The organism is Streptomyces sp. WZ.A104, from assembly GCF_002382885.1.
In the GTDB taxonomy this organism is placed as follows: Bacteria; Actinomycetota; Actinomycetes; order Streptomycetales; family Streptomycetaceae; genus Streptomyces.
Genome location: NZ_NWVL01000097.1, coordinates 1 through 26,153 on the forward strand (window position 1 = coordinate 1; position 26,153 = coordinate 26,153).

Consider the following 26,153-nt stretch of genomic DNA (forward strand, 5'->3'; position numbering starts at 1 on the left):
GGCCGCGGGGGCCGGGGCGGCGGGCGCCTCGGCGGCCGGGGCAGGAGCCTCGGCCGGGGCGGCGGGGGTCTCGGCGGCCGGGGCCGGGGCCTCGGCCGGAGCGCCGGAGCCGTCGTCGATGACGGCCAGCTCGGCGCCGACCTCGACGGTCTCGTCCTCGGCGACCTTGATGGAGGCCAGCACACCGGACGCGGGGGCCGGGATCTCGGTGTCGACCTTGTCGGTCGAGACTTCGAGCAACGGCTCGTCGGCCTCGACGCGCTCGCCCTCGGCCTTCAGCCAACGGGTGACAGTGCCCTCGGTGACGCTCTCGCCGAGCGCCGGAAGGGTTACGGAAACCGACATGGTTTCAGTTGCTCCTTACGAAAATGCGGAAGTGGTCGGTCGTCGCGCCCGGTACCGGGGGATCAGTCGTGGGCGTGGAGGGGCTTGCCCGCCAGCGCCAGGTGCGCTTCGCCCATCGCCTCGTTCTGCGTCGGGTGGGCGTGGATGAGCTGCGCGACCTCGGCGGGCAGCGCCTCCCAGTTGTAGATCAGCTGGGCTTCGCCGACCTGCTCGCCCATGCGGTCGCCCACCATGTGGACGCCGACCACGGCACCGTCCTTGACCTGGACGAGCTTGATCTCGCCCGCGGTCTTCAGGATCTTGCTCTTGCCGTTGCCCGCGAGGTTGTACTTGAGGGCGACGACCTTGTCCGCGCCGTAGATCTCCTTGGCCTTGGCCTCGGTGATGCCCACGGAGGCGACCTCGGGGTGGCAGTACGTCACCTTCGGCACGCCGTCGTAGTCGATCGGGACGGTCTTGAGACCGGCCAGCCGCTCCGCCACCAGGATGCCCTCGGCGAAGCCGACGTGCGCGAGCTGGAGCGTCGGGACGAGGTCGCCGACGGCCGAGATCGTCGGGACGTTGGTCTGCATGTACTCGTCGACCAGGACATAGCCGCGGTCCATCGCGACGCCCTGCTCCTCGTAACCGAGGCCCTGCGAGACCGGGCCGCGGCCGATGGCGACGAGCAGCACCTCCGCCTCGAAGGTCTTGCCGTCGGCGAGCGTCACACGGACGCCGTCCTCGGTGTACTCGGCCTTGTCGAAGAAGGTGCCGAGGTTGAACTTGATGCCGCGCTTGCGGAAGGCGCGCTCAAGAAGCTTGGAGCTGTTCTCGTCCTCGACCGGGACGAGGTGCTTGAGGCCCTCGACGATCGTGACCTCGGTGCCGAAGGACTTCCACGCCGAGGCGAACTCGACGCCGATGACGCCGCCGCCCAGCACGATCGCGGACTTCGGGACGCGGTCCAGCTTCAGCGCGTGGTCCGAGGAGATGATCCGGTTGCCGTCGATCTCCAGGCCCGGCAGCGACTTCGGCACGGAGCCGGTCGCCAGCAGTACGTGGCGGCCCTGGACGCGCTGGCCGTTCACGTCCACGGAGGTGGGGGAGGAGAGCTTGCCCTCACCCTCGATGTAGTGGACCTTGCGCGAGGCGACGAGACCCTGGAGACCCTTGTACAGGCCCGAGATCACCTCGTCCTTGTACTTGTTGACGGCCTCCATGTCGATGCCCTCGAAGGTGGCCTTCACGCCGAACTGGGCCGACTCGCGGGCCTGGTCCGCGATCTCGCCCGCGTGCAGCAGTGCCTTCGTGGGGATGCAGCCGTTGTGCAGGCAGGTGCCGCCGACCTTGCCCTTCTCGATCAGGGCGACGTCCAGGCCCAGCTGCGCTCCGCGCAGGGCCGCGGCGTACCCGCCACTGCCACCGCCGAGGATCACTAGGTCGAAAACGGTGCTGGCGTCGTTCGCCACGTCACGTCCTCCATGCATGTGCGCCGTACGCCGGGCCCCGTCGCTGGGGTGTGACCGGCCGGTCGGCTGGTGTTCGGCCGCTTTTGTCTTTCGGCCCTGTGGTGGGGGCCCTGTCCTGCCGAGAACCCATCTTCGCACTTGTCGACGGCGGGCGGGACGCGGGGCCCGGGTCCGGGACGGATGATCGTCCGTCCCGGAGGGTTACTGCTGCGTAGAGACCTACGGATTCCGCTGGTTTCGTCGAGAGCGAAACCCGCCCGGACCGCGTGCCGCTACCCGGGGGCGACAACGCCTACGGCCCCGGAGCTATGCCCGGGGCCGTGAGGGTGTCCGGCGGGGTGGGCCACTCAGCCCAGGTCGCCGTCGGCGGTGCGCTCGGCGAGGCGCACCAGGGTGCGGACCGCGGAGCCGGTGCCGCCCTTGGGCGTGTAGCCGTACGGAGCGCCCTCGTGGAACGCCGGACCGGCGATGTCCAGGTGGGCCCAGGCGATGCCCTCGCCCACGAACTCCTTCAGGAACAGACCGGCGACCAGGCCGCCGCCCATCCGCTCGCCCATGTTGGCCATGTCGGCGGTGGGGGAGTCCATGCCCTTGCGCAGGTCGGCGGGGAGCGGCATCGGCCAGGAGGCCTCGCCGACCTCCTCGGCGATCTCGTGGATCGACGTACGGAAGGCGTCGTCGTTGGCCATGATGCCGAAGGTGCGGTTGCCGAGCGCCAGCACCATCGCGCCGGTCAGGGTCGCCACGTCGACGATGGCGTCCGGCTTCTCCTCCGAGGCGCGGGTCAGCGCGTCGGCCAGGACGAGTCGGCCCTCGGCGTCGGTGTTGAGGACCTCGACGGTCTTGCCGCTGTACATGCGCAGCACGTCACCGGGGCGGGTGGCGTTGCCGGAGGGCATGTTCTCGGCCAGCGCCAGCCAGCCGGTGACGTTGACCTTCAGGCCGAGGCGGGCGGCCGCGACGACGGCGGCGAACACGGCGGCCGCGCCGCTCATGTCGCACTTCATCGTCTCGTTGTGACCGGCCGGCTTGAGCGAGATGCCGCCCGAGTCGTAGGTGATGCCCTTGCCGACGAGGGCCAGGGTCTTCTCCGCCTTCGGGTGCGTGTAGGCGAGCTTCACCAGGCGCGGGCCGTTCTCGGAGCCCTGGCCGACGCCGAGGAGACCGCCGTAGCCGCCCTTGACGAGCGCCTTCTCGTCGAGCACCTGCACCTTGATGCCGTGCTCCTTGCCCGCGGCGGTGGCCACGGCGGCGAAGGACTCGGGGTACAGGTCGTTCGGCGGGGTGTTGATGAGGTCGCGGGCCCGGTTGATCTCCTCGACCAGCGCGAGTGCGCGCTCGACGGCGGCCTTGAAGGCCTTGTCGCGCGGCTTGGCGCCGAGCAGGGCCACCTCGGCGAGGGGCTGCTTCGGGCCGTTCTCCTTGGCGGACTTCGCGGCCTTGGGGGCGAGCTTGTTCTCGCCGCCCTGGTAGGCGGTGAAGGCGTACGCGCCGAGCAGCGCACCCTCGGCGACGGCGGCGGCGTCCTCGACCGAACCGGCGGGCAGCGCGAAACCGGCCTTCTTCGAACCGGACAGCGCACGGGCGGCGGTGCCCGCGGCGCGGCGCAGGGCCTCCGCGTCGTACGCGTCCTCCTTGTCCGGGACCGGACCGAGGCCGACCGCGACGACGACCGGCGCCTTGAGGCCGGGCGCGGCGGGCAGCTTGGTCAGTTCGCCCTCGGCACCGGTGGCGCCCAGGGTCGCGAGGACGTCGGCGAGCTTTCCGTCGAACGCCTTGTCCACGGCCTCGGCGCCGGGTGCGAGGACCGGGCCCGACTTGGGCCCAGCGCCCTTGGCGACGCCGACGACGAGTGCGTCGGCGCGCAGCGTCGCCGCACCGGCAGTGCTGAGAGTGAGAGCAGTCACGGTGGTGAAATCTCGCTTCCGTTGAGTTCGGTTCGGCCGAGGGGTGGGCCGGCCGTGCCCGGCGCATCGTAGACGCCGCCGCGATGTGCCGGGAATGAGCCTACGCGCGCGATTCCTGCCGTGTGACGGCGGCGGGCCGTTCCGGACCGCCAGGGCGGCCGGTGCCGGCCGCCGCGACGAGCCGCCCCGCCGTCAGGAACCCAGTGCCAGCACCACCAGGGCCGCCGTCGCCGCGCTCTCCTCGACGCCCCCGAAGACGTCCCCGGTGACCCCGCCGAACCGCCGCACGCAGTGCCGCAGCAGCAGTTCGGCCACGGCCAGCGCCCCCAGCACCGCGAGCGCGTGGTGCAGCGCACCGTACGGACCGAACGCCGCCCCCGCCGCCCCGCACAGCGCCACCGCGACCGCCGCCGCGAGCAGCGCCCACCGGACCGGGACCGTGGCGGCCACCGTCGCCCCGAGCCCCTCCGGCCGGGCCGCCGGGACGCCCTGACGGGACGCCAGGGTCAGCGCGAGGCGGGCGGCGACGGCCGCCACGACGGCCCCGAGCGCCCCGTGCGCCCAGCCCTCCCCGTACAGCTCGAAGAGGACCGCGACCTGGGCCAGCAGGACCAGGAGGAGCGTGATGACACCGAACGGCCCAATGTCGGACTGCTTCATGATCCGCAGCGCGTCCTCGGCCGGTTTCCCGCTGCCGAGCCCGTCCGCCGTGTCCGCCAGTCCGTCCAGGTGCAGCCCCCGGGTGAGGGCGGCGGGCACCGCGACGGAGGCGACCGCCGCGAGCAGCGGCCCCGATCCGGCCAGCAGCGACAGCGAACCGAGGGCGGCGGCGAGCAGTCCCACGACGAGCCCGGCGAGCGGGGCGCAGAGCATGCCCGAGCGGGCGGTCGCGCGGTCCCAGCGGGTCACGCGGACGGGCAGTACGGTCAGGGTGCCGAAGGCGAAACGCAGGCCATGGCTGTTCAGGGAGGTCACCGCGGGCAGGCTAGCCGCTCCCGCCCGCCGATAGATTGGACGAAACGGGCAAATAGTCACAGAAGTGAATGCATCGGGAGCGGGTGGCGTGGGTAACTGGTGGCACACCAACATCGTGGAACCGGGCAAGCTCCCCCTGCTTCTCGCGCTGGCCGCCTTCGTCCTGACCTTCGCGATCACCCGCGGTGTCACCCGGCTGATCCGCGCCGGGAAGGGCCCGTTCCGCAACATCACCCCGGGCGGGATGCACATTCACCATGTGGTGCCCGGTGTCGTGCTGAGCGTGATCGGCGGATTCGGGGCGGTGGCCGCGGGCCGCCACGGGGTGGCCGCGGGGCTGTGCGCGATCATCTTCGGAGTGGGGGCGGGTCTGGTGCTGGACGAGTTCGCCCTGATCCTGCATCTGGACGACGTGTACTGGACCGAGGCGGGCCGCCAGAGCGTGGAGGTGGTCGTGCTGACCGCCTCGCTGGTGCTGCTGGTCCTGGCGGGCTTCTCGCCGCTCGGCGTGGACGACGTGACCGATCAGGAGCAGCAGGGCCGGATCGGCGTCATCACCTCATACGTGATCAACTTCTGCTTCGTCCTGATCGCGCTGTTCAAGGGCAAGGCGCGGATGGCGGTGCTCGGCACCTTCGTCCCGTTCGTGGCCCTGGTCGGCGCGGTCCGCCTGGCCCGCCCCACGTCGCCCTGGGCCAAGCGGTTCTACCGCCACCGCCACCGCGCCCGTTCCAAGGCGGTGCTGCGGGCCTACCGCCACGACGTGCGGTGGGCCGGGCCGCGCCGGAGGTTTCAGGACCTCATCGGCGGCGCCCCGGACCGGGTGCCGTCGCCGCCCGCGGGCAGGTCCTGAGCGGCCCGCCGCCGCCCGAGCCGCTCCCGTACGCCGCACACCACCAGGACGGCGGCGATGGCGGCCAGATGCTCGCGGCCCGCCAGATTGTCCTTGACCAGGACCTCCACCACCATCGCGACGATCACCAGTGCCCCGGTGAACCAGGCGCGCCGCTGATGGCAGACGTACACCGCGAGTCCCACGACCGCCGCCGAAGGGCCGGTGTCCACCACCTGCGCGTCCGATGCGGGCAGCCCGAGGACGGCGTCCGGGCCGAGCGCGATGCCGATCCGGGCGTACAGCGTCCCGGCGAGCGTGGCCAGATACGCGACCGCGAGCATGCGCCACCGCCCCAGGCACACCTCCGCGATGCCGAACACCAGCAGGATCTGGGCCAGCGCGCCCCACACGGGCAGATCGAGCGCGGGCACGAACAGTGACAGCGGTGTACGCAGCAGGGCCTGCCACACCGGGTCCTCGGCCCGCACCGCCCCCAGGTTCTGCACCGGGCCGTAGCCCCAGGCCTGGTTCTGGACGACCTGGACCACCGCCGTCAGCGCCACCGCCGTCAGCGTCAGGGCGAGCGCCCGCACACCGCCGTCGGTGATTCCCGTCCGTACGGTGGTGAAGAGCGGCCCCCACTCGCGCAGCACCGCCCGGCGCAGAGCCGGGAGGCGGCTCACCTACGGGTGCCCAGGTGCGAGCGGTGCAGCCACTTCGGCAGCCCCGGCGCCTCCAGGAACCCCTCGGCGCGCCCCGCCGCGAGGGCGATCCGCGCCAGGTCGGCGCTCTTCTCGAACAGCATGAAACGCGGCTCCCAGATCGGTCGGTACTTGGCGTTGGCCCGGTAGAGCGACTCGATCTGCCACCAGCGCGAGAAGAAGCTCAACAGCGAACGCCACAGCCTCAGCACCGGTCCCGCGCCGAGCCGCGATCCCCTCTCGAAGACGGACCGGAACATCGCGAAGTTGAGCGAGACCTGAGTGATCCCGATCTCGCCCGAGCGCTGGAGCAGCTGGATGACCATGAACTCCATCAGCCCGTTCTCCGCGTCCCGGTCGCGGCGCATCAGGTCGAGGGAGAGGCCGTGCGGCCCCCACGGCACGAAGCTCAGGATCGCGCGCAGCTCACCGGGGGCCCCGGCCTCGCCCGCATCGCGGCACTCCAGCATCACGCACTGCCCGTCGGCCGGGTCGCCGAGCCGCCCGAGGGCCATGGAGAAACCGCGCTCGGTCTCCCCGTCACGCCAGTCGTCGGCGCGCCGCACGAGGTCGGCCATCTGGTCCTCGGGGATGTCCGCGTGCCGCCGGATCGTCACCTCGTACCCGGCGCGCTTCACCCGGTTGTAGGCCTGGCGCACCGTACGCATCGCCCGCCCGTCGAGCGTGAACTCGGCGGTCTCCACGATCGCCTCGTCGCCCAGCTCCAGCGCGTCCAGGCCGTGCCGGGAGTAGACCGTGCCCGCCTCCTCGCTCGCGCCCATCACGGCCGGAATCCAGCCGTGCTCCCGGGCCTCGGTCAGCCAGGGGGCGATCGCGCCCGGCCAGGCCTCCGGGTCGCCGATCGGATCGCCGGATGCCAGGGAGACCCCGCCGACGACCCGGTAGACGACGGCGGCCTTCCGGGTCGGCGACCACACGGCGCTCTTCTCCCGGCGCAGCGCGAAGTAGCCGAGCGAGTCCCGGTCGCCGTGCTTGTCCAGCAGTACGCGGAGCCGCGCCTCGTCCTCGGGGGAGAGCGGGTCCACCGCGCGGCGCGAGCGGAACGCGGCGTAGACGACGGTGATCAGCAGCAGCGTGGACAGGATGTTGATGACGACGTTGACCCAGCCGGGTGTGGTGATCCCGGGGAAGCGGGAGTCGTCGGCCGCCACGGAGACGAGGCGGAGCGCCCCGTAGCGCCAGCGGTCCAGAAAGGTGGAGCGGTACTCGTCGTGGGCGGTGTTGGTGACGGTCACCAGGGCCGTCGCGATGAGCGAGGTGGCCAGCAGCCCCGCCACGGCCACCAGGGCCGCCAGCTTGGGGTTGGAGCGGTCGCCCTTGGCGTAGAACTCCCGCCGCCCGAGCAGCAGCGCGGCGACGAAGGCGGCCGTCAGCCCCAGTGAGACCCAGTTCTGCGCGTGCTGGCGGATCTCCGCGAAGAAGAACGCGAGGATCAGGAGCGCCAGCACCAGCCCGCCCAGGACCATGTTCACGATCCAGGCGGCCCGCTTGCGCCGCCGCATGGTGATCGCCAGGAACAGGGCGACCACCCCGGCGGAGAACCCCGCGCTGAGCAGGTAGGGCGTGAAGTAGTTCTCGGTGTTGTGCCGCCGCAGGTCCTGGCCGAGGCTGACCCAGACGGCGCTGAGGAAATTGATGAACGAGACGACGCGCAGATACCAGATGGCGAACGCCGCGCTCCGCCGGGACCGGACGGTGCTGCGCCGGGCTGCCTCTTCGGCCGATCGAACCTCTCCCATGAGAGGTGATCATATGGCGCATTACGGACATAAGGGTGGCGGGTGTGGTCGGTGGGGACTGCCCGCCCCGATCTGACCGCCCCGCCATGGCCTCAGGTCGCGTCGAGCACCTCCACCTCGTCCTCGGAGGGGGCTTCCCCCGCCTCGGCCTCATCCTCGTCCTCGGTCGCCTCCGGCGTACGCTCCGGCAGTTCGGCGGCCAGCGCGGCCGCCGCCTGCACCAGCGGCAGGGCCAGCAGCGCCCCGCTGCCCTCGCCCACCGTCACCCCGTGGTCCAGCAGCGGGGTCAGGGCCATCCGGTCCAGCGCCTTCGTCTGCGCGGGCTCCCCGCTGACCTGACCGGCCAGCCACCAGTCCGGCGCCCGGAACGCCGCCCGCTGCGCCACCAGCGCACAGGCCGCCGAGACGACCCCGTCCAGGATCACCGGCATCCGGCGCACCGCGCTCTGCAACAGGAAGCCGGTCATCGCCGCCAGATCCGCGCCGCCCGACGCGGCCAGCAGCTCCAGCTGGTCGCCGAGCACCGGCCGGGCCCGGCGCAGCGCGTCCCGGATCGCCGCGCACTTGCGCATCCAGGCCAGGTCGTCGATGCCCGCACCACCGCGCCCGGTCACCACCGAGGCATCCGTCCCGCAGAGCGCCGCGATCAGCGTGGCCGCGGCCGTGGTCCCCCCGACACTGAGGTCGCCGAGCACCACCAGATCGGTGCCGGAGTCCGCCTCCTCGTCGGCGATCGCCATGCCCAGCCGGACCGCCCGCTCGGCCTCCTCGACCGTCAGCGCGTCCTCGACGTCGATCCGCCCCGACCCCCGCCGCACCCGGTGCCGTACGACGGACTCGGGAAGCAGCTCCGGATCGCAGTCGAGACCGGCGTCCACGATCCGCAGCGGTACGGAGAAGCGGCGGGCCAGCACCGAGACGGGGCTCGTACCGTCGAGTGCCGCCCGGACCAGCTCGTACGCGCTTCCCGCCGACCGGCCCGAGACACCCAGCTCCGCCACTCCATGATCACCGGCGAAGAGCACCAGGCGCGGCTGCTCGACGGCCCTGACCGGCACGGACTGCTGCGCGGCGCTGAGCCACTCGCCCAGCTCGTCGAGCCGGCCGAGCGCCCCGGGCGGCACGATCAGCCGCTCACGCCGTTCCTCGGCATCGCGGCGCACACCCCCGTCGGGGCGTTCGATCAGGTCGGAGAAGTCGTCCAGGTTCACGGAGGTCTGCCTCGCGGGTCGTCACGTCTGTTTCCGGTCCGGGAACCCGGCGGCGGGCCCCCGCCGGGAACAGTACCGGTCGGCCCGCGGAACCCGACCGGATACCGGTGACGCCCCCTCACCCCCGCAGCACCACCGCCTGCCCCGCCACCACCAGCAGCACTTCCTCGCACTCGGCCGCCACCGCCGCGTTCAGCCGGCCCAGCTCGTCCCGGAACCGCCGCCCCGCCGGGGTCGCCGGGACCACCCCCGCCCCCACCTCGTTGGTCACCAGCACCACCTGGCGCCGGGTCTCCCGCACCGCGCCCACCAGCTCCGCGACCCGCCCCCGCAACGCCTCCTCGCCGCCGTGCCGCCACCGCACGTCCTCCCAGGCATCCACCCGGTCCATCGCGTCGGTCAGCCACAGGGACAGGCAGTCGACCAGCAGCGGCGGCCCGTCCGCCGCCAGGAGCTTCGCGACCTCACAGGTCTCCTCGGTCCGCCACGCGCCCGGCCTGCGCTCCCGGTGCAGACCCACCCGGGCCGCCCATTCCGGGTCCCCGTCGCGGCGGCCTCCGGTCGCCACGTACACCACGTCCGGGAACGTCTCCAGCCGCCGCTCCGCCTCCAGCGACTTCCCCGACCGCGCGCCGCCCGTCACCAGCACCCGGCGCGGCACGTCCGGCACCGCGTGGTACTCGCCCACCACCAGCGTCGTCCCGTCCGGCACCGCCCGCGCCCCGGCCGACGCGAGCCGCCGCTCCAGCGCCGCGCCCGGCGGGGCGTCGTGGTCCAGGTGGACCGCGATCACCTCGGTCGCCGGGCCCACCGCGCCCACCGACCGCAGCCGGGCCACCGCGTCGGGCCGCGCGATCACATCGCAGACGACCATGTCCAACGGCCGCTCCGCCCGCTCGGTCAGCCCCGAGGGCGCGGCCCCCGGCGGCAGGTACAGCAGCCGCTCGCCCTCCGGCGAGCTCACCTCGTACCCCGTCCCCGGCGCGTCCATCGCCACCGCCCGTACCCGGTGCCCGCTGATCAGCGTCAGCACCTGGCCGTCCGGCACCCGCCCGGCCTGCGGCAGGGCGGGCGGCAGTTCGACGGCGGGCCCGTCGTGCGGATGGGTCAGCAGCACCTGGCGCACCGTGCCCAGCGAATGCCCCGCCCGCGCGGCGGCGAACACCGCTCCGGGGGTGAGGTCGAGCAGCAGCGCGTCGTCGACCAGCAGCGCCGTCGCGGCCCGCGCCCACGGACCGCGGGCCGACGCGCAGGCCGCGCAGGGACAGGAAGGGCGCGGCAGCCCGTCGGGGGCTCCGGTGCCGAGCAGAGTCAGTTCCACACCTTGATCCTCCCGTGTCCCCCCGCGCGGCGCGCGCCCGGCTAGGCTTCGGGCAGCAACGTGACCCAGGAGGCGGACATGGCGTGGACGTGGCGGTTCGAGAAGTCCGACGGTACGGAGACGGAGCCGGTGTTGCAGCCGGAGGAGTTCACCACCCAGGGCGACGCGGAGTCCTGGATCGGTGAGTTCTGGAAGGAACTGCTGGAGGGCGGTGCCGCCCAGGTGACGCTCTTCGAGGACTCGACCAAGATCTACGGCCCGATGAGCTTGCAGGCCGACGGCGCCTGACGCTCGGGCACGGAAGGGGGCGGGCTCCGCGGCACGGCCGGCGGAGCCCGCCCCCTTCCGTTCCTCGTCCTGACCGCGTCCTGACCGCTCAGATCTCCCCGAGCGTGACCTCCGCCGTCCGGCTGTCGCCGCCGCGCGAGTACGTCACCGTGACCTTCTGGCCCGGCCTTTCGGCCGCCAGCGCCTCGGAGAGCGAGGTGACCGTGGTGACCTCGCTGTCCCCGATCTTCGTGATGACGTCCCCGGCCCGCAGCCCCGCGTCGGCCGCCGCGCCGCCCCGGTCCACGCTGACCAGGGCCACCCCGGCGGGGCGGTAGTCGTCGTCGACGACCGTGCGGCCGGTGATGTTGAGCGCGGCCCGGCCCGAGTCGGTGACCCGGCCGTCCTTGATGATCTGGTCGGCGACCGTCCTCACCATCGAGACGGGAATCGCGAAGCCGATGCCGGGCGCCGCGCTGTCTCCCATCCGCGGATCCGTCGCCGCGAGGGTGGGGATGCCGATGACCTCGCTGCTGAGGTTGACCAGCGCCCCGCCGCTGTTGCCCGGGTTGATCGCCGCGGAGGTCTGCACCATGTTGGCGATCGTCGCCCCGGTGCCGCCGCCCGCCCGGCTCTCGCTCACCGTCCGGCCGAGCGCCGAGACGATGCCCTGGGTGACGCTGCTGGAGAGGCCGAGCGGCGAGCCCATCGCCATCACGACCTGCCCCACCTCGACCTTCTCCGCGTCGCCGAACTTCGCGGGCTTCAGCCCGTCCGGCACCTCGTCGAGTTTGATCACGGCCAGGTCCTGTTCCGGATACGAGGAGACCAGCGAGGCGTTCAGCACCGTCTCCCCGGTGGCGACGCTGACCTTGAACTCCCTCTCGTCGCCGATCACATGGGCGTTGGTGACGATGTGCCCCCTGCTGTCGTAGACGACCCCGGAACCGAGGCTGTCGGAGGCGTCGATCTGCACGACCGACGGCAGTACGTCGTTGATGACGGCCTGGTAGGCGCTCTCCAGTTCGTTGGAGGCCCGGACCGCCGCACCCTGGGCCGTCCCCGAGGCACTGGCCTCCGGCGCGGGGGCCGCCGGACCCGCACCGGAACAGCCGCTCGCCAGGGCGATCGCGCAGAGGGCTGCCGACAGGGGCGGCAGCAGCCTGCCTGCCCGGCGGCGGGAAGGGGATGGGGGCGTGTCCGGAGTGTCCATATCCGGAGTCTGGTCTCCCAGCCCGTTCGGGCGCCCGCACTGATGGGCCGAACGGGGCCCACCGCCGTACCCCGACCTACCCGCGCACCCCGCACAGGTGCAGCAGAGCCGCCACACCCCGGTACGGGTCGGTGCGCCCGGCCCGGTCCTCCAGGGTCACGGCCCGCTCCAGCTCCTCGGCCGGGAGCTGCGCGTCGTCCGCCACGCCGTCCGTGAAGACCCGCACCCCGTACCAGGCGTGCAGCGGGGCGGCGATCCCGGCGAGCGTGGCCCGCAGGGCATCGAGCCGGTCGGCCCGGACCGGGCGGCCCACGTGGTCGGTGTACGTGGCGGTGTCGAAGGCGGCCAGGGCCGCGCCGAAGTCACCGGCGAGCGCGGGGCGCATCGCGAGCGCGTCCGCGTTCCGTACGAGCAGGGAGAGCAGGCCGCCGGGCGCCAGCATCCGGGCGAGCCCGGCCAGCATGGGGTCCGGCTCCTCGACGTACATCAGGACGCCGTGGCACAGCACCACGTCGAAACTGCCGGGCAGGAAGTGCACGCCGGTGTCCCGGCCGTCGCCCTCGATCAGCCTGACCCGCTCCCGGATGCCCTCGGGCTCGGTCGACAGGGCAGTACGGGCCGCCCCGAGCAGCTCGGCGTCCGACTCCAGACCCGTCACCGAATGACCGGCCCGCGCAAGGCGCAGCGCCTGGGTGCCCCGGCCCGTACCGACGTCCAGGACGCGCAGCCGACGACCCACCGGGAACCGCCCGGCTATCTGCTCGTCCAGCTGGCGCCCGACGAGCTCCTGGCGGACCGTGTCGCGCACGCCGCCGAAGCCGGCCGGGCCGACCGGGGAGACCCCGGTGACGTCGGAGGCCTCCGTGCTCAGGGCCGCTCTCCGCGCTTGACCTGCGGCTTCGGCAGCCGCAGTCGGCGCATCTGGAGCGTACGCATCAGGCCGTAGGCCACGGCTCCACGCTTCGGGGCGTCCGGGAAGCGCTTCCGCAGCTCCTTCTTCAGGCGCATCGTCAGGCCGATCGAGTCGATCACGATCAGGATGATCACGCCGACCCAGAGCAGCAGCGAGATGGTCTGGATGTTCTGCACCCGGATCACGCTGAGGATCAGGATGACCACGGCGAGCGGCAGGAACCACTCGGCGATGTGGAAGCGCGAGTCCACGTAATCGCGGACGAAGCGACGCACCGGGCCCTTGTCACGGACCGGGAGGTAGCGCTCGTCGCCCGAGGCGAGCGCCTCGCGCTGCCTGGCCAGGTCGGCCCGGCGCGCCTCACGCTGGCGCTTCATGGCCGCCTTGCGGTCGGTCGGCGCGCTGGTCGCGGCACGTCGGCGCTGCGTCTGGGCCTCACTGCGCTTGGGGGTGGGGCGACCCTTGGGAGCCTGCGGGTCGCGGGGCTGCTTGGAGAGGTCCGCCGTCACCTGATCGGTGGGGGCCTTCTCTGTCTTGGCGCGGCTACGGAACACAAAACCCAAGGGTACGGGGTCGGCGGGCGGGCCCGGGAACAAGGGCGGGAACGATCCGGCAACGGGCCGCGTCCCCAGAAGCGTCCCGACGGGTGCAGAACAGGCGTTTACCGCCTGTTCAGCCGCTCGTTCGACTTGTCCTCCCCGGGCGCCCGGGGGGCCACCTACACCCTGGGCGGGAGTGTTCACCGGGCGTACTCGTCCTTGGGGAGGAGCACATCCGCGCCCGAACAGTGCGGTAATAGAGGCAGGGCCCGTACTGTGGGTTCTATCGGGAGTGCTGGAGCTCAGTCCGTCAGAAGGGGGCGCGCGAAGCCCATGAGCGGTGTCATGAAGCGTATGGGGATGATCTTCCGCGCGAAGGCAAACAAGGCCCTTGACCGGGCCGAGGATCCGCGCGAGACCCTCGATTACTCGTACCAGAAGCAGCTGGAGCTGCTTCAGAAGGTGCGTCGAGGCGTTGCCGACGTGGCGACGTCCCGCAAGCGCCTGGAGTTGCAGCTGAACCAGTTGCAGGGCCAGTCGTCCAAGCTGGAGGACCAGGGCCGCAAGGCGCTGGCGCTGGGCCGCGAGGACCTGGCCCGCGAGGCGCTGTCGCGCCGCGCCGCACTCCAGCAGCAGGTCACCGACCTGGAGACGCAGCACACCACGCTGCAGGGCGAGGAGGAGAAGCTCACCCTCGCCGCCCAGCGGCTCCAGGCCAAGGTCGACGCCTTCCGCACCAAGAAGGAGACCATCAAGGCCACCTACACGGCGGCGCAGGCCCAGACCCGGATCGGCGAGGCCTTCTCCGGCATCTCCGAGGAGATGGGCGATGTGGGCCTGGCGATCCAGCGGGCCGAGGACAAGACGCAGCAGCTCCAGGCGCGGGCCGGCGCCATCGACGAGCTGCTCGCCTCCGGCGCCCTGGACGACCCGACCGGCACCGCGAAGGACGACATCGCCGCCGAGCTGGACCGGCTCTCCGGTGGCAGCGACGTGGAGCTGGAGCTCCAGCGGATGAAGGCCGAGCTGGCGGGCGGTTCCTCGTCCTCGCAGCAGGCCATCGAGGGCGGCGCCCAGGACAGCACGCCGCAGTCGCAGCAGTCCCCGCACAAGTTCGACAAGCAGTAAGGGCAGCGTCATGATCGTACGGATCATGGGGGAGGGCCAGGTAAAACTGGCCGACAGTCACTTCGTCGAACTGAACGAGCTCGACGACGTCCTGCTCAAGGAGATGGAGAGCGGCGACAGCCCCAGCTTCCGCACCACTCTCCACGCACTCCTGGACAAGGTGCGCGAGCTCGGTACGCCGCTGCCGGACGACTCCCTGGAGCCGTCCGAGCTGATCCTTCCGGCGCCCGACGCGACCCTCGAAGAGGTCCGCGACATGCTCAGCGACGACGGGCTCATCCCCAACTGACCGCGCTGAACCCGCGCTGTCGACCAGCACCCCTGTGCCCCGCCCCCGGTCCGCCGGGTGCGGGGCGCTGTGCGTCGGGTCCTCCCCCGCGGAACGGTCCCGGCCGCCCGGCCCGGCCGCGTACCGTAGCTGGACGTGACCACCCTCTCGTCCGGCTTCGCGCGCGCCCGCCGCTGGCTCCGGGACCATCCCCTCGCGTTCGACGCGGCCCTGGCGTTCTGCACCCTCGTCGCGATGATCTGCAGTTCGTTCACCGGCCCGGGCGACGGTCAGGGGCCGCCGTCCTTCGGGGCCCGTACCCCCGAGCTGTTCAGCGTGCTCCTGATGACGCTGACCGCGGCGGCCCTCGTCCTGCGCCGCCGCCGCCCGATGCAGGTCCTCGCCGTCACCGCCGCGCTCTCGGCCGTCGAGTACGTCCTGATGGAACCGCCCGCACCGGTCGTCATGAGCACCGTCATCGCCCTCTACACCGTCGCCTCGCGCACCGACCGCCCGACCACCTGGAAGGTCGGGCTGCTGACGATGGGCGGGCTCACCGCGGCCGCGATGGTCTTCGGCTCGACCCCCTGGTACAGCCAGGAGAACTTCGGCGTGTTCGCCTGGACCGGCCTGGCTTCGGCCGCCGGGGACGCCGTACGCAGCAGGCGTGCCTTCGTCGACGCCATCCGGGAGCGCGCCGAGCGGGCCGAGCGCACCCGAGAGGAGGAGGCCCGGCGCCGCGTCGCCGAGGAGCGGCTGCGCATCGCCCGCGACCTCCACGACGTCGTCGCCCACCACATCGCCCTGGTCAACGTGCAGGCCGGGGTCGCCGCCCACGTCATGGACAAGCGCCCCGACCAGGCCAAGGAGGCGCTCGCCCACGTCCGCGACGCCAGCCGCTCCGCGCTCAACGAACTGCGGGTCACCGTCGGACTGCTGCGCCAGCAGGGCGACCCGGCAGCGCCCACCGAACCGGCCCCCGGCCTCGCGGTCCTCGACGAGCTGGTGGACACCTTCCGCAACGCCGGGCTCCCCGTCGAGGTGGCCTGCGCCGCGGAGGGGATCCGGCTGCCCGCCGGTGTCGACCTGGCCGCCTACCGGGTCATCCAGGAGGCCCTGACCAACGTCCGCAAGCACGCGGGCGCCGGGGCCCGGGCCGAGGTCAGCGTCGTACGGGTCGGGGCCACCGCCGAGATCACCGTGCTCGACAACGGCCGCGGCAGCCGGGAGCGGACCACCGCCACCGGGGACGAGAGCCCGGACAGCGGCGGCCACGGCCTGGTCGGCATGCGTGAGCGCGTCACCGCCCTCGGCGGTGCCCTCACCGCGGGACCTCGCTACGGTGGCGGCTTCCGGGTCCATGCGATCCTGCCGGTCGAGGCCCGCGCGGGTGAACCGGAGCTGCCGGGCACGGCGGGCGGGACGGGGGTACGCCGATGACCCAGCCGACACCGGTGCCGTCGGCGGCACCGGACGTACCGATCAGGGTGCTGCTCGCGGACGACCAGGCGCTCCTGCGCAGCGCGTTCCGGGTGCTGGTGGACTCCGAGCCGGACATGGAGGTCGTCGGCGAGGCGGCGGACGGGGCGCAGGCGGTCGAGCTGGCCCGCACCACCGGCGCCCACGTGGTGCTCATGGACATCCGGATGCCGGGCACCGACGGGCTCGCCGCCACCCGCATGATCAGCGCGGACCCGGAGCTGTCCGGCGTACGGGTGGTCATGCTCACCACCTTCGAGGTCGACGAGTACGTGGTCCGGTCGCTACGCGCCGGGGCCTCCGGGTTCCTCGGCAAGGGCGCCGAACCGGAGGAGCTGCTGAACGCCATCCGGATCGCCGCGGCGGGCGAGGCGCTGCTCTCCCCGGCCGCGACCAAGGGGCTCATCGCCACGTTCCTGGCCCAGGGCGGGAGTTCGGAGGAGGGGCCCGACAGCGCGGAGTACGCGGAGCGGCTGGGCGCGCTCACCGGCCGCGAACGCGAGGTGCTGGTGCAGGTCGCGGGCGGCCACTCCAACGACGAGATCGCCGAACGCCTTGAGGTCAGCCCGCTCACCGTCAAGACCCATGTGAACCGGGCGATGGCGAAGGTCGGCGCCCGGGACCGGGCGCAATTGGTGGTCATCGCCTACGAATCGGGCCTGGTGCGCGCCCGGGCCGACTGACCGGGCGGGGACAGGGGTGTACGAGGGCGTACTCCACCTGCGGTATGCGCGGCATAAGAAAGCAGCCCGGAGGGCCGACGTACGGGCGGCGCGAACCGGAGATCGTAGGGGTGGGCTCGGAGGCGTCCCCGTGCTGCCTCCCGCCCTCCTCCGCGTACGCCACAGAAGAGAGATGCACCCATGTCCTGGCTGTCCAGATTCAGCCTCGCGCAACGGGCCCTGATCGGGCTGGTCTCGATTGTCGCGCTCGTCTTCGGCGCGATAGCGATCCCGCAGCTCAAGCAGCAGCTGCTGCCCACCATCGAACTGCCGATGGTGTCCGTGCTGGCGCCCTACCAGGGTGCGTCCCCCGATGTGGTCGAGAAGCAGGTCGTCGAGCCGCTGGAGAACTCCATCAAGGCCGTCGACGGCGTCGAGGGCATCACCTCGACGGCCAGCGAGGGCAACGCCCTGATCATGGCGACGTTCGACTTCGGCGACGAAGGCACCAAGCAGCTCGTCGCCGACATCCAGCAGGCGGTGAACCGGGCCCGCGCCCAGCTGCCCGCGACCGTCGACCCGCAGGTCATCGCCGGTTCCACCGACGACATCCCGACCGTGGTCCTCGCGGTCACCGCCGACGAGGACCAGCAGGCGCTGGCCGACCGGCTCGACCGCACGGTCGTCCCGGCCCTCCAGGACATCGAGGGCGTCGGCCAGGTCACCGTGGACGGGGTGCAGGAGCTCCAGGTCTCCGTCGTACCGGACGACAAGAAGCTCGCGGCGGCCGGTCTGAACGCGGGCTCGCTGTCCCAGGCCCTCCGGGCGGGCGGTACGACCCTCCCGGCCGGTTCCTTCTCCGAGGCGGGCAAGAGCCGCACCATCCAGGTCGGCGGTGGCTACACCTCCCTGAAGCAGATCGAGGACCTCCAGGTCGTCGCGGAGGCCCCCGCGGACGCCTCGGACGAGCCGGGCGAGCCGGTGCGCCTCGGTGATGTGGCCGAGGTGAAGCAGGAGCCGTCCACAGCGGTCTCCATCACCCGTACCAACGGCAAGCCGAGCCTCGCCGTGATGGCCACCATGGACAAGGACGGCAGCGCCGTCGCCATCTCGGACGCCGTCAAGGACAAGCTCCCCGAGCTCCGCGAGGACCTCGGCGCGGGCGCCGAGCTGACGGTCGTCTCCGACCAGGGCCCGGCCGTCTCCAAAGCGATCTCCGGGCTGACCACCGAGGGTGCGCTCGGGCTGGTCTTCGCGGTCGTCGTGATCCTGGTCTTCCTCGCCTCGATCCGCTCGACGCTGGTCACCGCGGTCTCCATCCCGCTCTCCGTCGTCCTCGCGCTGATCGTGCTGTGGACCCGGGACCTGTCGCTGAACATGCTCACGCTCGGCGCGCTGACCATCGCCATCGGTCGGGTCGTCGACGACTCGATCGTGGTGCTGGAGAACATCAAGCGCCACCTCGGCTACGGCGAGGACCGCCACACGGCGATCATCACCGCGGTGAAGGAAGTGGCCGGAGCGGTCACGTCCGCCACCCTGACGACCGTCGCCGTGTTCCTGCCCATCGGTCTGGTCGGCGGCATGATCGGCCAGCTCTTCGGTTCGTTCTCGCTGACCGTCACCGCGGCCCTGCTGGCCTCGCTGGTGGTCTCGCTCACCGTGGTGCCGGTGCTGTCGTACTGGTTCCTGCGGGCCCCCAAGGGCACCCCGGAGGACGCCGCGGAGGCCCGCCGCCTCGCGGAGGAGAAGGAGGCCCGCAGCAGGCTCCAGCGGCTGTACGTCCCGATCCTGCGCTTCGCGACCCGCCGCCGGATCACCAGCGTCGTCATCGCCGTCGCGGTGCTCATCGGCACCTTCGGGATGCTCCCGCTGCTGAAGACGAACTTCTTCGACGCGGGCGAGCAGGAAGTCCTGACCGTCAAGCAGGAGCTGGCGCCCGGCACCAGCCTGGAGGCCGCCGACGAGGCCGCCCGCAAGGTGGAGAAGGTCCTTGACCAGGACAAGGGCGTCAAGGACTACCAGGTCACCGTCGGCTCCTCCGGCTTCATGGCGGCCTTCGGCGGCGGTACGGGCTCCAACCAGGCCTCCTACCAGGTCACCCTGAAGGACGCCGCGGACTACGAGAGCGCCCAGGACCGCATCGACGAGGCCCTCGGCAGGCTCGACGGCATCGGCGACACCTCCATCGCCGCGGGCGACGGCTTCGGCGCCCAGGACCTGAGCGTCGTGGTCAAGGCCGCCGACGCGGACACCCTCAAGAAGGCGGCCGACACCGTCCGCGCCGAGGTCGCCACCATCAAGGACGTCACCGACGTCCAGAGCGACCTGTCGCAGAGCGTCCCGCGCATCTCCGTCACGGCCAACGACCGGGCGGCGGCCGCCGGATTCGACTCCACCACACTGGGCGGGGTCGTCGCCGGAGCCGTACGCGGCACCCCGGCCGGCACCGCGATGCTGGACGACACCGAGCGCGACGTCGTCATCAGGTCCGCCCGCCCGGCCACCACCATGGCCGAGCTCAAGGCCCTGCCGCTCGGCCCGGTGAAGCTCGGCGACATCGCCGAGGTGAAGCTCGTCCCCGGCCCGGTCTCCACGACCCGGATCGACGGCCAGCGCGCGGCGACCATCACCGCCAAGCCCGTCGGTGACAACACCGGCGCGGTCAGCGCCACGCTCGCCCAGAAGATCGACGCCCTGGACCTCCCCGACGGCGCCACCGCCACCATCGGCGGCGTCACCGAGGACCAGAACGAGGCCTTCATGCAGCTCGGCCTCGCCATGCTGGCGGCCATCGCGATCGTGTTCATGCTGCTGGTGGCGACCTTCCGGTCGCTGATCCAGCCGCTGATCCTGCTGGTCTCCGTCCCGTTCGCGGCCACCGGAGCCATCGGCCTGCTGCTCGTCACCGGCACCCCGCTGGGCGTTCCCGCGATGATCGGCCTGCTGATGCTCATCGGCATCGTGGTCACCAACGCGATCGTGCTGATCGACCTGATCAACCAGTACCGCGCCCAGGGCCTGGGCATCGTGGAAGCCGTCATCGAGGGCGGCCGCCACCGCTTCCGCCCGATCCTGATGACGGCCCTGGCCACGATCTTCGCCCTGCTCCCGATGGCGCTCGGCGTCACCGGCGACGGCGGCTTCATCTCGCAGCCGCTGGGCGTCGTGGTGATCGGCGGTCTGATCAGCTCCACGCTGCTGACCCTGCTGCTCGTCCCGACGCTGTACGCGATGGTCGAGCTGCGCAAGGAGCGCCGCGCCGGGAAGAAGGCCGCCAAGCGCGCCGCGAAGGCGGGCGTACCGGCCGGGGCCGAGCCGGAGGAGGCGAAGGAGACACAGCCCTCGGGCGTGTAGCCGACTGCCCTGCCGGCACAGGGGCCCGTCCCGCGCACCCGCGTGGGGCAGGCCCCTGTGCGTCAGGCCTCTCCGCCCAGTGCCCCGATGATCCGGCGCCAGGTCTCCCCGTGCGGTTCGGGGTGGCGGAGGCTCAGGGCGACGGTCTCCTCCACCAGCCGGGCGCGGGTCTCCTCGCCGGCCCTGTGCAGGAGCGCGGCCAGGTCGTCCGGGTCGAACCCCGAGGTCTCTCCCGAGAGCACCAGGGCCACCTGGGCATGGGTGAGCGAGGAGAGCCGGTCGTGGAAGACCTGGCCCTCGATGCCCCCGGCGTGCATCAGCGCGGTGCCGTCCCCGGCTTCCAACGCCCGCTCCACGTAGGCCTGGAGGGCGTCGCGGTCCTCCACCAGCCGGTACGCGGCGTCCAGGCCCTCGGTGCGGCCGATGTCGAGCATCGCGACGTGGGCCAGCGGGGTGGCGGCGGGCGGCTGCACGTCCAGGAGGCGCGGGTGCTCCTCCAGATAGGCCCGTGACTCCGTCCAGTCCGCGCACTCCAGCCACTGGGCCAGCTGCTCCGAAAGGATCAGCGGATCGTAGGCGGCGGTCACCCCGTGGGCGAGGACGGACTCGCGGAGCAGGGCGTGCCGCTGGGCGCCGAGGGGGTCCAGGACCGCCAGCTCGTCGAGGGCGGTCACCGCCTCCCCGCCGCTGAGGACATCGGCGTTCTGCGACCAGAAATCGCGGGAGCGGGGCCAGTCGGGTGCGAACATCCAGGCGCTGACGAGGTCCAGGGTCTTCGCAGGCAGGGCCAGCCAGTCCGGCACGGGCGTGAAGGTCTCCTCCTCCCACGCCGTGTGCACCGCGGCGCTGTCACCGTACGCGCGCAGCGCCCGCCTCGCCCGTACGGTCACGGTGTCCGCGTTCCCGTTCCGCTCCCCGTCCTCGTCGAGCCACCGCACCAGCTCGCTCACTCCGGTCGCGGGCCAGGGGTCCGGGCAGCGCAGCAGGAAGACGCTCCGTTCGACGCGCAGGCGCCGGGCGACCGCCGGGTCGGCCGCCGTGAACTCCTTGACCGTTTCCTCGAACTCCTCGATCGCCGCCGTGTGTTCGCCGGTACGGGCGAGCGTCCGGGTCAGGTCGTCGAGAGCGGAGACCAGGGCGGTGACCGGGGCATCGCAGCCGCCGGGGTCCTCCAGCGCCAGGGACCGGTGGAGAGCCACCGACTCCCAGAACGCTTCCACCGCCCCCTCCGCATCACCGCTCGCCTCCAGGTGCGTGCCGAGCAGATGGAGCGAGCGGGCCAGTTCCGGCAGGACGTCGTCGCCCTGTTCACGCAGCAGACCGACGGCCTCCCGCGCCGGGGCCGACGCCTGCGCGGGGCCACCGGTGCCCGCCAGGCTCCGGGCGAGGGTGCGGAGAGCGGCGGCCAGGCCCGGGCGGAAGGCCTCAGGGTGTTGCCCGGCAGGCTCGCGGAGCAGGGCCACCGCCTCCTCCGCAGCCCGCAGGCCCGCCGCCGGGTCTCCGGCCCTGTTGAGGTGACCGGCCAGGCCGTCGAGTGCCGGGGCCAGCTCCGGGCGGAAGACATCCGGCCGCAGGTCGGCGAGTTCACGGAAGCAGTCGCCCGCCTCCCGGGCCGCGTCGATCGCGCCGGAGAGGTCGCTCACGGCCGCGCGGTGGTCGCCGAGGGCGTGCAGAGCGGCGGCGAGCCGAGGCAGGAAGGCCTCCTCCTCTTCCTCGGCGAGGCGCCGGAGGAGGCCGACCGCCTCCTCCGCCCGGGGCACGGCCTCCACCGGCTCCCCGGCGCCCGCCAGATGCGCGGCGCAGCCCAGCAGGTACGCCGCGAGCGCCGGAACGGACGCGCCCGGCCGCTCCTCCTCGACCAGCTCGCGCTGGAGCCGTACGGACTGCTTCGCGAACGGCACGGCGGTAGCCCGGTCCCCGGTGTCGGCGATCCGGTCGCCCAGGGCGCCCATGGCGAGGGCCAGCTCCGCCTGGAAGTCCCCCGGGCGCTTCATGCCGAGCTCGGCGTAGATCCGCGCGGCCTCCTGCGCCGGGGGCAGGGCGCCGGTGCGGTCCCCGGTGGCGCGGACCCGGTCCGACAGCCGGTGCAGGGCCCCGGCCAGGGCGGGCAGGAAGTCGCCCGGCCGCTCCGCGTCGAGCGCCCGGTAGATCTCCACCTCCTCCTCCGCCGCCGCCAGGGCCCCATCACGGTCCCCGGCACCGGCCCGCAGCGCGGAGAGGCCATCCAGCATCGCGGCGAGTGCGAGCCGGGCCGCGGGGGCGCTCTCGGCGAGGCTGCGGCAGCCCCGTACGGTCTCCTCCGCACGCGGCAACGCGCCGGTGTCCGTCCTACCCGTGCCACCCGCGATGTCGGCCCCGTGGTCCTCGTAGCTCATACCCGCCCCACCGTCTCGCTGCTCGTCGCTGTCGTCCACGTCGTTCCGCGGCCGTTCCGGAGAGCGACCGACTGCGGTGAGTAGCAGCGTAGTTACGCAAAGGGTGGGGTGGGTGCCGTACGGGCGAAGTGGCCCGATCCGGGGCCCAGGGGCCGCCGCGGGGCGTCTCGGCGCGCACGAGGGGCCCGGCCCGCCGTCACAACGGCGAACCGGGCCCCTCGTCGCTCACCCGCTACGGCAGCGCCAGCATCCGCTCCAGCGCGAGCTTGGCGTACTTCTCGGTCTCCGGGTCGACCTCGATCCGGTTGACCAGCTTGCCGTCGGCCAGGGACTCCAGGGTCCAGACCAGGTGCGGCAGGTCGATGCGGTTCATCGTCGAGCAGAAGCAGACCGTCTTGTCGAGGAAGACGATCTCCTTGTCCTCGGAAGCGAAACGATTCGCCAGGCGGCGGACCAGGTTCAGCTCCGTGCCGATCGCCCACTTCGAGCCGCGCGGCGCTGCCTCCAGGGCCTTGATGATGTACTCCGTCGAGCCGACGTAGTCCGCGGCCGCGACGACCTCGTGCTTGCACTCGGGGTGCACCAGCACGTTGACCCCGGGAATCCGGGCCCGGACATCCTCGACCGACTCGACCGAGAAGCGGCCGTGGACCGAGCAGTGGCCGCGCCACAGGATCATCTTCGCGTTCCGCAGCTGCTCGGCGCTGAGGCCGCCGTTGGGCTTGTGCGGGTTGTAGACGACGCAGTCCGTGAGGCTCATCCCCATGTCCCGCACGGCCGTGTTGCGGCCCAGGTGCTGGTCCGGGAGGAAGAGGATCTTCTCGCCCTGCTCGAAGGCCCACTCCAGGGCCCGCTTCGCGTTCGAGGACGTACAGATCGTGCCGCCGTGCCGGCCGGTGAAGGCCTTGATGTCCGCGGAGGAGTTCATGTACGAGACGGGCACGACCTGGTCGGCGACCCCGGCATCGGTCAGCACGTCCCAGCACTCTTCGACCTGCTCGGCGGTGGCCATGTCGGCCATCGAGCAGCCCGCCGCCAGGTCCGGCAGCACGACCGCCTGGGCGTCGGTGGTCAGGATGTCCGCCGACTCGGCCATGAAGTGCACACCGCAGAAGACGATGTACTCCGCCTCCGGGCGCGCGGCCGCGTCGCGGGCCAGCTTGAACGAGTCGCCGGTGACGTCCGCGAACTGGATGACCTCGTCGCGCTGGTAGTGGTGGCCGAGGACGAACACCTTGTCCCCGAGCTTCTCCTTCGCGACGCGGGCGCGCTCCACCAGGTCCGGGTCGGAGGGGGAGGGGAGGTCGCCGGGGCATTCGACGCCGCGCTCGCTCCTCGGGTCGGCCTCACGGCCGAGCAGCAGCAGCGCGAGCGGTGTCGGCTGTACGTCCAGGGGCTGGGCCGTGGTCACGTCACGCACCCTTTCTAGTCTGCGAACTCAGTGAACTCCGCGAACTTCTGCGAAGAGCTTCGGCGAACTCCGCCTTTTCGTCTATTTGACGCTATCTATGATAGCCGCTTCGTGTCACTTTGACGATGCCGATAGCGTCGATGTGACGCATCCCCCGGGCGACCGGGTGTGCGAGCATGAAAAGGAACAGACAAGCGCTTGGCCCGGAATGAATCCGCGGGTCTGGCGGTTGAACCGTCGGCAAGCAGTCCGTACAACCCGGGAGAGAAGCAGATGTCCGTATCGGACGAGACCACCACCGTGAGCGACGGCATCCTCCTGTCCGACGCCGCCGCCGCCAAGGTCAAGGCCCTGCTGGAGCAGGAGGGCCGCGAGGACCTGGCGCTGCGCGTCGCCGTCCAGCCCGGCGGTTGCTCGGGCCTGCGCTACCAGCTCTTCTTCGACGAGCGCTCGCTCGACGGTGACGTCGTGAAGGACTTCGACGGTGTGAAGGTCGTCACCGACCGGATGAGCGCCCCGTACCTGGGCGGCGCCTCCATCGACTTCGTCGACACGATCGAGAAGCAGGGCTTCACGATCGACAACCCCAACGCCACCGGCTCCTGCGCCTGCGGCGACTCGTTCAGCTAAACGCCGCGCACCGGCATACGAGGGCGGCCCCGGGAATCCCTCCCGGGGCCGCCCTCGTGCGTCCCGTCCCGTCCGTCCGCGTCTCAGCCGCGCGGCACCGTGGCGCCCGACGCCGCGTCGATCACCGTGCGGTCCCCGAGCGGCTTCTCCAGCGTCACCGTCCGGGTCAGCTCCTTGGCGATCATGATGCAGGCGCCCTCGTGCGGCTGCTCGGTGACCGAGATCCGCACCTGGCCCGCGCTCTCCTCGGCGCTCGCCGTGTACGTACTGCACACGCCGCCCCAGAAGGTCACCTCAAGGGTCCGGCCGTCCGCCGCGTACGAGGTCACCTTCCGGTCCCCGGAGGGCGCCGGCGTCTCCGGCTTCTCGATGAACTCCGGATCCACGGCGACCTGCGTGACCGTGTCCTCCGGCCCGCCCGGCGCCTGCCGGACCGTGAACAGCCACGACGGCACCAGTGTCTGCCGGCCGTCCACATAGTGCAGGGCGAGGCCGAACACCGCGTCCTCGACCGTCCGCTCCACCGGCGCCCGCTTGCCGTTCGACGGGACGCAGTCGGGCACCGAGGTCTTCGGCTCACCCTCCAGCGGGACGGGAGTGGCGCACCCGCCGATGTCCCGGCCGCCGTCCCCCTTGCCCTTGCTCGCCGCGTTCAGCTGCTCCAGCGCCTCGTCCGCGCCGATCGCCGGGTAGGTGTCCCCCTTCTCCAGCGCCTTCAAATGGCCGCTGCCGCCGGTCACCTCGCCGTCCGGGCCCACCTGGATGCCGGTGGACCAGCCGTACGTGGGGAGTCCGTCGACCTTCGGAGCGGCGTTGACCACGCGGGCATCGCCGATGAGCTGGCCCGCGTTCAGCGCCGCGTCGTCCTGCCCGGCCGCCTTGAGGACCGGGGCCGCGGCAGCCTTCGCCGCTCTCTCGCTCACCGGGGTGCCGCCCGGCTCCCCGGACCCGTTCGCACACACCTTCCCCGGCTCGCAGGGCTTCACCGGGGTGGTGCGGGCGAACGTCCAGGTGCCCGGAGCCTGCTTCGTCACCTTCAGGAGCGCGCCGGGGCCGTCGCCGTCGCCGACCACCCAGGACGTGCCCTCGGTGCGCGGCGTGCCCGGGATGCCCAGCGCCTTGGCCAGCCGGGCCACCTCGGCCGACGCCACCGTGCCCCGGGCGTGGTGCACCGCCGCCTCGTCCGGACCGTCGGGCAGCTCGCCCGACGCCCTGTAGACCACCGGCGGACCGCCCGGGTCCGGTTCGCCGGGCGCGATGCCCGGGGGAGGGGTGCTCGGGCCGTCCGCCGCGGCGGCGGCGTCCAGGGTCAGCGGGGCCGCGTCCTTCGCCGCCGCCCCGCCGTCCGCCGCGCCGCCGCTCGAAGCGGTCGAGGCCCAGTACGCCCCGCCGCCCCCGGCCAGCA

Annotated in this window: 22 protein-coding genes; 8 read left to right on the top strand and 14 right to left on the bottom strand. The window is 72.4% G+C overall.

Annotated elements, in window-relative coordinates; genetic code table 11:
- The 4 genes from CIB93_RS33225 to CIB93_RS33240 all read right to left on the bottom strand — a co-directional run.
- A partial coding sequence (locus CIB93_RS33225) for a biotin/lipoyl-containing protein (protein WP_306454834.1) occupies positions 1–345 on the bottom strand: 345 nt, incomplete at its 3' end.
- A 62-nt stretch (positions 346–407) separates the two neighbouring features.
- Positions 408–1,796, bottom strand: coding sequence for a dihydrolipoyl dehydrogenase (gene lpdA, locus CIB93_RS33230; protein WP_096632345.1), 1,389 nt, complete (start codon positions 1,794–1,796; stop codon positions 408–410).
- A gap of 347 nt (positions 1,797–2,143) precedes the next feature.
- Positions 2,144–3,703, bottom strand: coding sequence for a leucyl aminopeptidase (locus CIB93_RS33235; protein WP_096632346.1), 1,560 nt, complete (start codon positions 3,701–3,703; stop codon positions 2,144–2,146).
- 192 nt (positions 3,704–3,895) lie between these two features.
- Positions 3,896–4,678: an adenosylcobinamide-GDP ribazoletransferase gene (locus CIB93_RS33240; RefSeq protein ID WP_096632348.1), complete on the bottom strand. Its 783-nt coding sequence runs from the start codon at positions 4,676–4,678 to the stop codon at positions 3,896–3,898.
- 88 nt (positions 4,679–4,766) lie between these two features.
- On the opposite strand from CIB93_RS33240, the gene CIB93_RS33245 reads away from it, so the two are divergent.
- The gene (locus CIB93_RS33245; protein ID WP_096632349.1) at positions 4,767–5,531 is read left to right on the top strand and encodes a hypothetical protein; all 765 of its coding nucleotides are present in this window, start codon (positions 4,767–4,769) and stop codon (positions 5,529–5,531) included.
- Here the strand turns inward: CIB93_RS33245 and CIB93_RS38260 are convergent.
- The 4 genes from CIB93_RS38260 to CIB93_RS33265 all read right to left on the bottom strand — a co-directional run bounded on the left by CIB93_RS38260 (position 5,471) and on the right by CIB93_RS33265 (position 10,506).
- Positions 5,471–6,196: a hypothetical protein gene (locus CIB93_RS38260; protein ID WP_179500331.1), complete on the bottom strand. Its 726-nt coding sequence runs from the start codon at positions 6,194–6,196 to the stop codon at positions 5,471–5,473. The genes CIB93_RS33245 and CIB93_RS38260 overlap by 61 nt on opposite strands.
- Complete coding sequence (locus CIB93_RS33255) at positions 6,193–7,974, bottom strand: phosphatidylglycerol lysyltransferase domain-containing protein (RefSeq protein WP_096632351.1); 1,782 nt, start codon at positions 7,972–7,974, stop codon at positions 6,193–6,195. Before CIB93_RS33255 ends, CIB93_RS38260 begins: the two co-directional genes overlap by 4 nt.
- A gap of 92 nt (positions 7,975–8,066) precedes the next feature.
- On the bottom strand, positions 8,067–9,185 hold the full coding sequence (gene cobT, locus CIB93_RS33260) for a nicotinate-nucleotide--dimethylbenzimidazole phosphoribosyltransferase (RefSeq protein WP_096632353.1): 1,119 nt from the start codon (positions 9,183–9,185) through the stop codon (positions 8,067–8,069).
- Positions 9,186–9,303: 118 nt separating this feature from the next.
- Positions 9,304–10,506 carry a bifunctional adenosylcobinamide kinase/adenosylcobinamide-phosphate guanylyltransferase gene (locus CIB93_RS33265; RefSeq protein ID WP_096632354.1) on the bottom strand — a complete coding sequence of 401 codons (1,203 nt, stop codon included), beginning with the start codon at positions 10,504–10,506 and terminating at the stop codon, positions 9,304–9,306.
- Positions 10,507–10,584: 78 nt separating this feature from the next.
- Here CIB93_RS33265 and CIB93_RS33270 point away from each other — a divergent pair, with 78 nt between their 5' ends.
- Positions 10,585–10,794 (top strand): hypothetical protein, encoded by a 210-nt coding sequence (locus CIB93_RS33270; protein ID WP_096632356.1) that lies wholly within the window; start codon positions 10,585–10,587, stop codon positions 10,792–10,794.
- A gap of 88 nt (positions 10,795–10,882) precedes the next feature.
- On the opposite strand, the gene CIB93_RS33275 is transcribed toward CIB93_RS33270, so the two are convergent.
- The 3 genes from CIB93_RS33275 to CIB93_RS33285 form a co-directional block, all read right to left on the bottom strand.
- Positions 10,883–11,986 carry a S1C family serine protease gene (locus CIB93_RS33275; protein WP_096632357.1) on the bottom strand — a complete coding sequence of 368 codons (1,104 nt, stop codon included), beginning with the start codon at positions 11,984–11,986 and terminating at the stop codon, positions 10,883–10,885.
- A gap of 76 nt (positions 11,987–12,062) precedes the next feature.
- On the bottom strand, positions 12,063–12,725 hold the full coding sequence (locus CIB93_RS33280) for a bifunctional 2-polyprenyl-6-hydroxyphenol methylase/3-demethylubiquinol 3-O-methyltransferase UbiG (protein WP_096632370.1): 663 nt from the start codon (positions 12,723–12,725) through the stop codon (positions 12,063–12,065).
- Between the two features lie 128 nt (positions 12,726–12,853).
- Positions 12,854–13,453 carry a DUF3043 domain-containing protein gene (locus tag CIB93_RS33285; RefSeq protein ID WP_096632359.1) on the bottom strand — a complete coding sequence of 200 codons (600 nt, stop codon included), beginning with the start codon at positions 13,451–13,453 and terminating at the stop codon, positions 12,854–12,856.
- 330 nt (positions 13,454–13,783) lie between these two features.
- Here CIB93_RS33285 and CIB93_RS33290 point away from each other — a divergent pair, with 330 nt between their 5' ends.
- The 5 genes from CIB93_RS33290 to CIB93_RS33310 all read left to right on the top strand — a co-directional run bounded on the left by CIB93_RS33290 (position 13,784) and on the right by CIB93_RS33310 (position 20,332).
- Positions 13,784–14,566: a PspA/IM30 family protein gene (locus CIB93_RS33290; protein WP_096632360.1), complete on the top strand. Its 783-nt coding sequence runs from the start codon at positions 13,784–13,786 to the stop codon at positions 14,564–14,566.
- A gap of 10 nt (positions 14,567–14,576) precedes the next feature.
- Complete coding sequence (locus CIB93_RS33295; protein WP_096632362.1) at positions 14,577–14,855, top strand: hypothetical protein; 279 nt, start codon at positions 14,577–14,579, stop codon at positions 14,853–14,855.
- 135 nt (positions 14,856–14,990) lie between these two features.
- Positions 14,991–16,274, top strand: coding sequence for a sensor histidine kinase (locus CIB93_RS33300; RefSeq protein ID WP_096632364.1), 1,284 nt, complete (start codon positions 14,991–14,993; stop codon positions 16,272–16,274).
- Positions 16,271–16,996, top strand: coding sequence for a response regulator transcription factor (locus tag CIB93_RS33305; protein WP_096632365.1), 726 nt, complete (start codon positions 16,271–16,273; stop codon positions 16,994–16,996). The genes CIB93_RS33300 and CIB93_RS33305 overlap by 4 nt, the downstream gene beginning before the upstream one ends.
- Before the next feature lie 180 nt (positions 16,997–17,176).
- A complete protein-coding gene (locus tag CIB93_RS33310) occupies positions 17,177–20,332 on the top strand; it encodes an efflux RND transporter permease subunit (protein WP_096632367.1) in 3,156 nt (1,051 codons plus the stop codon).
- 62 nt (positions 20,333–20,394) lie between these two features.
- Here the strand turns inward: CIB93_RS33310 and CIB93_RS33315 are convergent, their stop codons facing one another.
- Positions 20,395–22,707 (bottom strand): tetratricopeptide repeat protein, encoded by a 2,313-nt coding sequence (locus CIB93_RS33315; RefSeq protein WP_257002476.1) that lies wholly within the window; start codon positions 22,705–22,707, stop codon positions 20,395–20,397.
- Between the two features lie 232 nt (positions 22,708–22,939).
- The gene (gene nadA, locus CIB93_RS33320) at positions 22,940–24,127 is read right to left on the bottom strand and encodes a quinolinate synthase NadA (protein ID WP_179500332.1); all 1,188 of its coding nucleotides are present in this window, start codon (positions 24,125–24,127) and stop codon (positions 22,940–22,942) included.
- A 264-nt stretch (positions 24,128–24,391) separates the two neighbouring features.
- On the opposite strand from nadA, the gene CIB93_RS33325 reads away from it, so the two are divergent.
- The gene (locus CIB93_RS33325) at positions 24,392–24,748 is read left to right on the top strand and encodes an iron-sulfur cluster assembly accessory protein (RefSeq protein WP_006123927.1); all 357 of its coding nucleotides are present in this window, start codon (positions 24,392–24,394) and stop codon (positions 24,746–24,748) included.
- Between the two features lie 83 nt (positions 24,749–24,831).
- Here CIB93_RS33325 and CIB93_RS33330 read toward each other — a convergent pair.
- On the bottom strand, positions 24,832–26,153 hold a 1,322-nt coding region (locus CIB93_RS33330; RefSeq protein ID WP_096632369.1), incomplete at its 5' end, for a hypothetical protein.

Excerpts from the sequence above, each read along its gene's own strand:
- CIB93_RS33270 (WP_096632356.1), top strand. The coding sequence starts at position 10,585 with ATGGCGTGGACGTGGCGGTTCGAGAAGTCCGACGGTACGGAGACGGAG.
- CIB93_RS33305 (WP_096632365.1), top strand. The coding sequence starts at position 16,271 with ATGACCCAGCCGACACCGGTGCCGTCGGCGGCACCGGACGTACCGATC.
- CIB93_RS33275 (WP_096632357.1), bottom strand. The coding sequence starts at position 11,986 with ATGGACACTCCGGACACGCCCCCATCCCCTTCCCGCCGCCGGGCAGGC.
- CIB93_RS33295 (WP_096632362.1), top strand. The coding sequence starts at position 14,577 with ATGATCGTACGGATCATGGGGGAGGGCCAGGTAAAACTGGCCGACAGT.
- CIB93_RS33315 (WP_257002476.1), bottom strand. The coding sequence starts at position 22,707 with ATGAGCTACGAGGACCACGGGGCCGACATCGCGGGTGGCACGGGTAGG.
- CIB93_RS33310 (WP_096632367.1), top strand. The coding sequence starts at position 17,177 with ATGTCCTGGCTGTCCAGATTCAGCCTCGCGCAACGGGCCCTGATCGGG.
- CIB93_RS33290 (WP_096632360.1), top strand. The coding sequence starts at position 13,784 with ATGAAGCGTATGGGGATGATCTTCCGCGCGAAGGCAAACAAGGCCCTT.
- CIB93_RS33255 (WP_096632351.1), bottom strand. The coding sequence starts at position 7,974 with ATGGGAGAGGTTCGATCGGCCGAAGAGGCAGCCCGGCGCAGCACCGTC.
- CIB93_RS33325 (WP_006123927.1), top strand. The coding sequence starts at position 24,392 with ATGTCCGTATCGGACGAGACCACCACCGTGAGCGACGGCATCCTCCTG.